The organism is Streptomyces sp. (assembly GCF_035644915.1).
GTDB lineage: Bacteria > Actinomycetota > Actinomycetes > Streptomycetales > Streptomycetaceae > Streptomyces.
This window is the reverse complement of the sequence record NZ_DASQNP010000222.1, coordinates 1-9,187: the sequence shown is the minus strand read 5'-3', so window position 1 is coordinate 9,187 and position 9,187 is coordinate 1. Positions and strand designations below refer to the sequence as shown.

The 9,187-nt window shown below is 74.6% G+C and carries 8 protein-coding genes, 1 rRNA gene and 1 pseudogene; 3 read left to right on the top strand and 7 right to left on the bottom strand.

The features are described from left to right. A pseudogene (locus tag VE546_RS24210) lies at positions 1-322 on the top strand (hypothetical protein); the annotation flags it as partial. A gap of 39 nt (positions 323-361) precedes the next feature. On the opposite strand, the gene VE546_RS24205 reads toward VE546_RS24210, so the two are convergent. The 3 genes from VE546_RS24205 to VE546_RS24195 all read right to left on the bottom strand — a co-directional run bounded on the left by VE546_RS24205 (position 362) and on the right by VE546_RS24195 (position 3,410). After that, on the bottom strand, positions 362-1,171 hold the full coding sequence (locus tag VE546_RS24205; RefSeq protein WP_324925850.1) for an ABC transporter ATP-binding protein: 810 nt from the start codon (positions 1,169-1,171) through the stop codon (positions 362-364). Between the two features lie 161 nt (positions 1,172-1,332). Beyond that, positions 1,333-2,394: a FecCD family ABC transporter permease gene (locus VE546_RS24200; RefSeq protein WP_414720563.1), complete on the bottom strand. Its 1,062-nt coding sequence runs from the start codon at positions 2,392-2,394 to the stop codon at positions 1,333-1,335. Then, complete coding sequence (locus VE546_RS24195; protein WP_324925844.1) at positions 2,391-3,410, bottom strand: FecCD family ABC transporter permease; 1,020 nt, start codon at positions 3,408-3,410, stop codon at positions 2,391-2,393. The genes VE546_RS24200 and VE546_RS24195 overlap by 4 nt, the downstream gene beginning before the upstream one ends. A gap of 49 nt (positions 3,411-3,459) precedes the next feature. On the opposite strand from VE546_RS24195, the gene VE546_RS24190 reads away from it, so the two are divergent. Continuing rightward, entirely contained in the window at positions 3,460-4,503 is a 1,044-nt protein-coding gene (locus VE546_RS24190) for an ABC transporter substrate-binding protein (RefSeq protein ID WP_324925842.1), read from the top strand. Positions 4,504-4,575: 72 nt separating this feature from the next. On the opposite strand, the gene VE546_RS24185 is transcribed toward VE546_RS24190, so the two are convergent. After that, the gene (locus tag VE546_RS24185; RefSeq protein WP_324925840.1) at positions 4,576-5,643 is read right to left on the bottom strand and encodes an HAD hydrolase-like protein; all 1,068 of its coding nucleotides are present in this window, start codon (positions 5,641-5,643) and stop codon (positions 4,576-4,578) included. Positions 5,644-5,719: 76 nt separating this feature from the next. Between VE546_RS24185 and VE546_RS24180 the strand changes: the two genes are divergently transcribed. Further along, positions 5,720-7,033, top strand: a complete 1,314-nt coding sequence (locus VE546_RS24180; RefSeq protein ID WP_324925838.1) for a DUF1015 domain-containing protein — start codon at positions 5,720-5,722, stop codon at positions 7,031-7,033. 80 nt (positions 7,034-7,113) lie between these two features. Here VE546_RS24180 and VE546_RS24175 read toward each other — a convergent pair whose 3' ends face one another. From VE546_RS24175 to rrf, 3 genes are all read right to left on the bottom strand, one after another. Continuing rightward, complete coding sequence (locus tag VE546_RS24175; RefSeq protein WP_324925848.1) at positions 7,114-7,881, bottom strand: hypothetical protein; 768 nt, start codon at positions 7,879-7,881, stop codon at positions 7,114-7,116. After that, positions 7,773-8,852, bottom strand: a complete 1,080-nt coding sequence (locus VE546_RS24170; RefSeq protein WP_324925852.1) for a hypothetical protein — start codon at positions 8,850-8,852, stop codon at positions 7,773-7,775. The genes VE546_RS24175 and VE546_RS24170 overlap by 109 nt, the downstream gene beginning before the upstream one ends. A 196-nt stretch (positions 8,853-9,048) precedes the next feature. Beyond that, a 5S ribosomal RNA gene (gene rrf / locus VE546_RS24165) occupies positions 9,049-9,165 on the bottom strand. Between the last annotated feature and the right edge of the window lie 22 nt (positions 9,166-9,187).

Here is a 9,187-nt window from a genome sequence, read left to right as displayed (position 1 = left end):
TAGCCGGCGCTCCCGGCGGCGGCCGGGTGGAGAGCGCCCGGGAGGTGGCATGTGGTGGCCGTGGCGGCGCGGCAGGGGGACGCCCCCGGGCACGCCCCCGCGCGGCGCGGACGCGCCCGGCCCGCCGTACCGGCGCGGCCGGGTGGAACTGCTGTGGGTGGACCTCGCCGCCGCCTTCACCGCGTACGTCGTCGGGCTGCTCGCGGCCGGCATCGCGCTCGGCGGCGAGCGGGCCCGCGACGTCGCCGTGGGCAACCTCGTCGGCGTGGGCCTGGCCGTCGTCACCGTCGCGGCGCTGATGCTCCGCCGCCGCGGACGCTGAACCCCCGCACCGGCGTCCTCCGGCCGGGCCGGACGCGGCTCAGCCGGCCGCCCCCGGCACCGGACGGTCCGCGCGGGGGCGCCGCGCGGCGGGGACCACCAGCGGCGTGCCGGTCTCGGGGTCCTCGATGACCTGGCAGCGCAGGCCGAAGACCCGCTCCACCAGCCCGGCGGTGACGATCTCGCCCGGCGGTCCCTCGGCGATCACCTCGCCGCCGCGCATCGCGATCAGGTGCGTGGCGTAGCGCGCCGCGTGGTTGAGGTCGTGCAGGACGGCCACCAGGGTGCGGCCCTGCTCCTCGTGCAGCCGCGCGCACAGGTCGAGCACGTCGATCTGGTGCTGGATGTCGAGGTACGTCGTCGGCTCGTCCAGCAGCAGCAGCGGGGTCTGCTGGGCGATGGCCATGGCGATCCACACCCGCTGCCGCTGTCCGCCCGACAGCTCGTCCACGTACCGCTCGGCCAGCCCGTCGACGCCGGTGGCGGCCATGGACTCGGCCACGATCCGCTCGTCCTCGGCCGACCACTGCCGCAGCAGGCCCTGGTGCGGGTAGCGGCCGCGGGACACCAGGTCGGCGACGGTGATGCCGTCGGGGGCGATCGACGACTGCGGCAGCAGTCCGAGGGTGCGGGCCACCTTCTTCGCGGGCAGCGAGCCGATGGCCTGCCCGTCCAGCAGCACCGCCCCGGCGGTCGGCCGCAGCATCCGGGCCAGCGCCCGCAGCAGGGTGGACTTGCCGCAGGCGTTCGGCCCGACGATGACCGTGAAGGACCGGTCGGGGATCCGCACCGACAGCCGCTCGGCGATGACCCGCTGGTCGTAGGCGAGCGTGACGGAGTCGGCGGCCAGCCGGGAGGAGACCCGCCCGGCGGCCCCTGGCGGGGGCGGTTCCGCGGGCGGGGCGGCGGACGGCTGGACGGACTGGTCGATGGACACGTTCTCCCCTCCGGTTTCCTCCTGGCCTGCTGCCACCCGGCCGGCTCCGCGCCCGCCGGGGAACGCGCCGCGGGTCATATCCGGCCCGCCCTGCGCTCGGTGACCAGGAGCCACAGCAGATAGCCGCCGCCGAGCACCGCGGTGAGCACGCCGACGGGCAGCCGGCTGGCGCCGAAGGCGTGCTGCGCCAGCCAGTCGGCGGTCACCAGCAGCACGGCGCCCATGCACGCCGCGGGCAGCAGGTTCGGGCCGGGCGCCCGGGTGAGGCGGCGGGCGAGCTGGGGCGCGGCGAGGGCGACGAAGGCGATCGGGCCGGCCGCGGCGGTGGCGGCGGCGGTCAGCAGGACGGCCGAGAGCATCGCCAGCAGCCGGGTCCGCTCCACCGGCACCCCGAGCGCGTACGCGCTGTCGTCGCCCATCTCCAGCATCCGCAGCGGACGTCCCAGGGCGAGCGCCGTCGGCACCAGCACCGCGCAGGCGGCCAGCAGCGGCCACACCTGCGCCCAGTCGCGGCCGTCGAGGGACCCGGTGATCCACAGGACGGCGCGCGTGGCCTCGACGATGTCGGCCCGGGTGAGCAGGTAGCCGTTGGCGGCGCTGAGCATCGCGGCGGCGCCGACGCCGACCAGTACCAGCCGGTAGCCGTGGCTGCCGTGCCGCCAGGCCAGCAGGTAGATGGCCACGCCGGTCACCAGCACCCCGGCCACCGCGCCGCCCGCGACCGCGTAGGAACCGCCGTCGAACAGCACGATGACGGTCAGCGCGCCCGCCGCCGAGCCGTACCCGAAGCCGAGGATGTCCGGGCTACCCAGGGGGTTGCGGGAGACGGACTGGAAGACCGCGCCCGCCAGGCCCAGCGCCACCCCGACGCCCAGCGCGACCAGCACCCGCGGCAGCCGCAGCTCGTGGACGACGAAGGTGTGGGCGGTGCTGCCCCGCCCGGCCAGGACGCGCAGTACGTCGGCGGGCGGGATCGCGAAGTCGCCGGTGCCGATGAGCACCACGCCCATGGCCAGGGCGGCGACGGCCAGCAGCACCCCGACCAGGGTGGCGCGCGGGTCGATCCGCACGGACAGGCCGCCCCGGGTGCGCAGTACGGCTCCCCTCGGCCGCGGTGGACTCGTCACGGGCGTCACAGTTGGGCCACCCTTCGACGGCGGACGAGGTGGAGGAAGAGCGGCCCCCCGAGGAGGGTGGTGACGATGCCCACCTGGAGTTCGGCGGGCCGCGCCACGACGCGGCCGAGGACGTCGGCCCCCAGCAGCAGCACCGGCGAGAGCACGGCGGCGTACGGCAGCAGCCAGCGCAGGTCGGGACCGGTGAGGGCGCGCACCAGGTGGGGCACCAGCAGCCCGACGAAGACGATGGGCCCGCAGGCGGCGGTCGCGGCGCCGCACAGCAGGGTGATGGCGACCATCGCGACCGCGCGGGTGCGGTTGAGGTCGGTGCCCAGCGCGCGGGCGGTGTCGTCGCCGAGGGCGACGGCGTTGAGCGGCCGGGCGAGGGCCAGCGCCAGGACGATCCCGGCGCCGATGAACGGCAGCACCTGGCCGACCACCGGCGCGGTGGCGGTGGCCAGCGAGCCGACCGTCCAGAAGCGCATCCGGTCCAGTGCCGCGGTGTTCAGCAGTTCCACGGCCTGCACGTAGCCGTAGAGCGCGGCGCTCGCGGCCGTACCGGCGAGCGCCAGCCGTGCCGGGGTGGCGCGGCGGCTGCCGCCGAGCGCGTACACCAGCACCGAGACCGCCGCGGCCCCGGCGAAGGCGAACCACACGTAGCCGGTGAGCGAGGTGATGCCGAGGAAGCCGATGGCGGAGACGACGGCGGCGGAGGCGCCGGCGTTGATGCCGAGCAGTCCGGGGTCCGCGAGCGGATTGCGGGTGAGCGCCTGCATCACCGCGCCCGCGAGCCCGAGCCCGGCGCCGGCGAGCAGGCCGAGGAGGGTGCGCGGCAGGCGCAGGTCCCGGACCACCACGTCGGTGTCGGTGCCGGTGTAGTGGAACAGCCCGTGCCACACCTGCTCCAGGGGGATCTGCTTGGCGCCGACCGCGATGCTCGCGACCGCGACCAGCGACAGTACGCCGCAGGCGGCCAGGAGTCCTGCCGCCCGGGCGGCGTTCCGCCGCTGCCGGGGGGCGCTGTCAGTCAACACGAACGTTAGGTTAGCCTACCCTCAATTCGAGCCAGCACGGAGATCCACCATGAACGATCCCAGACCCCTGTCCACGTCTCCCTCCTCCGCCGCCCTGTCCCGCCGCGGCCTCCTCGCCGCGGGCGGTGCCCTCGGCCTCGGCGCCCTGCTCGCCGCCTGCGGCGACGGCGGCTCCAAGGGCGGCGCCACCTCGGACCGGGGCTCCGGCGCCTGGTCGTTCAAGGACGACCGCGGCAAGACCGCCCGGGCCGACAGCACCCCGCGGAAGATCGTCGCCTTCACCGGCTCGGCCGCGGCCCTGTACGACTACGGCGTCGAGTGCGCCGGCGTCTTCGGCCCCACCAAGCTGAAGAACGGCGAGCCCGACCCGCAGGCCGGCGACCTCGACGTCGACAAGGTGACCGTTCTGGGCAACGTCTGGGGCGAGTTCAACGTCGAGAAGTACGCCGCCCTCGGCCCGGAACTGCTGGTCACCAACATGTACGAGCCGGGCGCGCTGTGGTACGTCCCCGACGAGAGCAAGGACAAGATCCTCTCCCTCGCCCCCAGCGTCGCCATCTCGGTGGCCCGCACCTCCCTCAGCGACGCCATCGGGCGCTACGTCGACCTCGCCGCCTCCCTCGGCGCCGACCTGAAGGCGAAGAAGGTCACCGACGCCAAGAAGCGCTTCGAGGACGCCTCCGAGCGCCTCCGCCGGGCCGCCAAGGCCAAGCGCGGCCTGAAGGTCCTGGCCGCCTCGGCCTCCGCCGACCTGCTCTACGTCTCCGACCCGGCCGCCTACGCCGACCTGACGTACTTCAAGGAGCTCGGCGTCGACCTGATCACCCCCGAGAAGACCGACGGCGGCTTCTTCGAGAACCTGAGCTGGGAGAACGCCGACAAGTACGGGGCCGACCTCGTCCTGCTGGACAACCGCACCTCCGCGCTCCAGCCCAAGGCCCTCGCCGACAAGCCCACCTGGACCCGGCTGCCGGCCGTCAAGGCCGACCAGGTCGTGCCCTGGGCCAGCGAGCCCCGCTTCTCCCACGCGGGCTGCGCCCCCCTCATCGAGTCCCTGGCCAAGGCCCTGGAGGACGCCCGGAAGGCCCGCTGACGGGCCCCTCAGATCCGGCCGGACCAGGACGCCCGCGGCGGCTCCCGCCGCGGGCGTCCGGTCATGCCCCGGTCACAGCCCCAGGATCGCGAGCGCCTTGTCGGCCCCGGCCCGGCACACGCCGTCCCCCGCGTCCGTCCACGCGGCCGCGCACAGCGCCCGCAGCCCGTCCAGCGGATCACCGCCCCCGCCCTCCAGCAGCAGCGTGCCGTCCTCCGCCGCGGCCACCCAGCCGCCGCACGCGAACCCGCTCCGGCCACCGGTCCGCGTCTCCTCCACCTCCGGCTGCGCGCGGTGCAGCCCCCGCAGGTCGGCCGCCACGTACGTCGGCCGGTGCTCGGGGGGCGCGGCCAGCAACTGCGCCGCGTCCGTCACCCCGGTGAGCACCAGCAGCGAGTCCACGCCGCCCGCGTGGGCGCCCTCGATGTCGGTGTCCAGCCGGTCCCCGACCACCAGCGGCCGCTCGGCGCCGGTGCGCAGGATCGTCTCGCGGTGCATCGGCGGCAGCGGCTTGCCCGCCACCTTCGGTTCCGGCGCGGGCCGCATCCACCGGGTCGCGATCCGCACCGCCTCCACGGCCGCGCCGTTGCCCGGGGCGATGCCCCGGCCGGAGGGGATCGTCAGATCCGTGTTGGACGCGAACCACGGCAGCCCCCGGCCCACCGCGATCGCCGCCTCCGCCAGCCGTCCCCACGGCATCTGCGGGCCGCCGTACCCCTGCACGACCGCCACCGGGTCGTCGTCCGCCGACTCCACCGGCTCCAGTCCGCGCTCGCGCAGCGCCACCGCCAGCCCCTCGCCGCCCACGCACAGCACCCGCGAGCCCGGGGGCACTTCCTCGGCGATCATCCTCGCCACCGCCTGCGCCGAGGTGACCACCTCCTCCGGCTCCGCCGGTATCCCGAGCCGGGTCAGGTGCTCGGCGACGGTCAGGGGGGTGCGCGCCGCGTTGTTGGTCACATACGCCAGCCGCATCCCGGCGTCCCGGGCCGCCCCGAGCGCCTCCACCGCGTGGGCGATCGCCTCGCCGCCCGCGTAGACCACCCCGTCCAGGTCGAGCAGCGCCGTGTCGTACGCCCCGCTCAGCGGGCGTGCACAGCCCTGGGGCCGGGTGCGGATCGGGCGGTGGGGACCGGTCATCGTCTTCCTGCTCCTCGCGCTCGCGGTCGTCTCCCCCGATCATCTCCCACTCCGCCCAGGGGCATAACATGCACCAATGCTGCGATCTCCCGGTCCCGACAGCCCCGCGGGCGGCCTCCGCCTCGTCCCCTTCCGCGGGCTGCGCTACGCCCCGGACCGGGTCGGCAGTCTGGCGGCCGTGACCTCGCCCCCGTACGACGTCGTGGTCCGGCCCGACGGCCTGCACCACCTCCAGACCGCCGACCCGTACAACATCGTCCGGCTGATCCTCCCGGAGGCCACCGATCCCGCCGCCCGCCACCGGCAGGCCGCGGAGACCCTGCGCCGCTGGCAGGCCGACGGCGTGCTCGTCCGGGATCCGCGCCCGGCGCTGTACGTCTACGAGCAGCGCAAGGGCGACGTGCTGCAGCGCGGCCTGATCGGCGCCCTGCGGCTGACCCCGCCGGACGAGGGCGTCGTCCTCCCCCACGAGGACGTGATACCGGAGGTCGTCGAGGACCGCGCGGCCCTGATGCGCGCGACCGCCGCCAACCTCGAACCGCTGCTGCTGTCGTACCGCGGCGACGGCACCGCCACCGGCGCCACCGCCGTCATCGAGCGCACGACCGGCCGGGCCCCGCTGCTCTCCACCACCACCGAGGACGGCTTCTCGCACCGGCTCTGGTCGGTCGCCGACCCCCGCGAACTCGCCGAGATCGACCGCGACCTCTCCCGCCGGCAGGCGCTCATCGCCGACGGCCACCACCGGTGGGCCACCTACCTGCGGCTCCAGGCCGAGCACACCGGACACGACGGACAACGCGACGGTCATGACGGCTTCTGGGACCACGGCCTGGTGCTGCTGGTCGACACCGCCCGCCATCCGCTGGGAGTGCAGGCCATCCACCGCGTGCTGCCCCACCTGCCGGTGGCCGAGGCCCTCGCCCGGCTGGACGGCGCCTTCCGCGTCCGGACCGTCGACGGCCCCCTTCCGCACGCCCTGCGCGCCCTGGAGACCACCCCCGGCAACGCCTTACTGCTCACCGGGGACGGCGTCTTCCACCTGCTCCACGACCCGGATCCCGCGCTGGTCGCGCGTACGGTCCGCGACGACCGCCCGGAGGAGTGGCGCCGGCTGGACGCCACGGTCCTCCACTCCGTGCTGCTGGGCACCGTCTGGCGGGTCCCGGACAGCTCCGCCGAGATCGGCTACCTCCACGACGCGGCGGCGGCCGTGGCGCAGGCGGAACGGCTGGAGGGCTCGGCGATCCTGCTGCGCGCGGTGGCGGAGGACACCGTCCGCGAACTGGCCCGCCGGGGCGTCACCATGCCGCGCAAGTCGACGTCGTTCGGCCCCAAGCCGGCCACCGGCCTGGTACTGCGCGCCCTCGGGGACGGCCGGGAGGGCTGACGGCTTCCGGAGACGGCGGTGCCCGGCTCACGGAGAGCCGGGCACCATCCCCTCACCTCGTCGTTTCCGCCGAGCCGCCCTCAGCGCTCGTCGGCTCCGTCACCGCCCGCTTCCGGGCCCTGTCCCAGGTCTTCCGGACCCTCCAGGTCGTCCTCGCGGTCGGCGTCCGGGTCGAGCGCGTCCATGAACTCCACCCCGTCCAGCTCCGCCAGCCGGTCCGACGCGTCGGTCGTTCCGCCCTGGTCGGCCTCGATGGCCCGGGCGAACCACTCGCGGGCCTCCTCCTCGCGCCCCACGGCCAGCAGCGCGTCGGCGTACGCGTACCGCAGCCGTGCCGTCCACGGCTGCACGGAGTGCGAGGCCAGTTCGGGGCTCTGGAGCGTGACCACGGCGGCCTCGGCCTGCCCCATGTCACGCCGCGCGCCCGCCGCGACCAGCCGCATCTCGACCTGTCCGGCCTTGTCGAGCTTCTGCACCTCGGGCTCGCCCGCCATGGCGAGGGCCTTCTCCGGCCGGCCGAGACCGCGCTCGCAGTCGGCCATCACCGGCCACAGGTGGACGGAGCCGGTCATCCGCCGTGCCGCCCGGAACTCGGCGAGCGCCTCCGCGTACTTCTGCACCCCATAGGCGGCGAAGCCGGCGGCCTCGCGCACCGCGGCGACACGGGAGGCCAACCGCAGCGCGACCTTCGCGTAGGCGTAGGCCTTCTCCGGTTCCTCATCCAGCAGCTTCGCCACCATCACCAAGTTCTTGGCGACATCCTCGGCGAGCGTCTTGGGCAGGCTCTTGAGTTCCTGCCGCACGTCCTTGTCCAGCTCGTTGCCGGTGACGTCGTCCGGGATGGGCAGCCGCGTGAACGCGTCCCGCTCCTGACCGCGCTCACGCGGCCGGTCCTCGCGCCAGTGGCCGCCGCGCCGGTCGTCCCGGTGACCGCGGTAGCCGCCCTGCTCGCCGCGGTCCCGACCGCCACCCTGGCCGTACGGGCGCCGCCCGCTCCGCTCGTCGCCCCGCGGTCCTCCACGGGGACGGTCACGCCGGTCGTCCCTACGGTACGAGGGCCGGTCGTCCCGGCGGTCGTCACGCCGATCGTCCCGGCGGTACGAAGGCCGGTCATCGCGACGGTACGAGGGACGCTCGTCCCTACGGAAGTCCCGTCGATCGTCGTCCCGATCCCGATGGAAGCCCCGACGCTCACCCCGGTCGTCATCGCGACGCCGGTCATCACGCCGATCGTCACGGCGGTACGAGGGCCGGTCATCGCGCCGGTCGTCCCGGTCACCCCGGTGGTGCGGAGGCCGGTCATCACGCCGGAAGTCCCGGTCACCCCGGCGGTACGAGGGCCGGTCGTCGCGACGGAACTCCCGCCGCTCACCACGGTCACGCCCCGAACCGCCCCGGTCGTCGTCACGACGCCGGTCATCACGCCGATCGTCACGGCGGTACGAGGGCCGCTCGTCCCGGCGGTACGAGGGCCGGTCGTCGCGACGGTCATCCCGGTCACCCCGGTGGTGCGGGGGACGCTCGCCCCGACGGAAGTCCCGTCGATCGTCATCCCGACGGAAGTCCCGTCGCTCACCACGATCGCGCCCCGAACCGCCCCGGTCCCGGTCGTCCCGGCGGTACGAAGGCCGGTCGTCGCGCCGGTACGCGGAACGCTCGTCCCGCCGCTCACCGCGGTCACGCCCCGAACCGCCCCGGTCGTCGTCACGACGCCGGTCATCACGCCGATCGTCACGGCGGTACGAGGGTCGATCATCACGCCAGTCGCCACGCCGGTCACCGTGACGGGAACCACCGCCCCGCCTTTCACCGCCGCCATGACTCCGCGGCCTGTCGGACCACTCAGGCCTGCCGGGCCGTTCCTCAGGCGAGTTGGACATCGACGTGGCTCCTGTCTTGGGGTAATGCACGTTCATTCTCGCGCACCGATCAACTCGGTGCGTTTCGAGTATTGGGCAAAGGAAAAAGGCCCTTGGTCCCAGCGTGCACGCTGGGACCAAGGGCCCTCACGTATTGTTCGGCGGCGTCCTACTCTCCCACACGGTCCCCCGTGCAGTACCATCGGCGCTGAAGAGCTTAGCTTCCGGGTTCGGAATGTAACCGGGCGTTTCCCCTTCGCCATGACCACCGAAACACTCACCAAGTGTTCCCCGC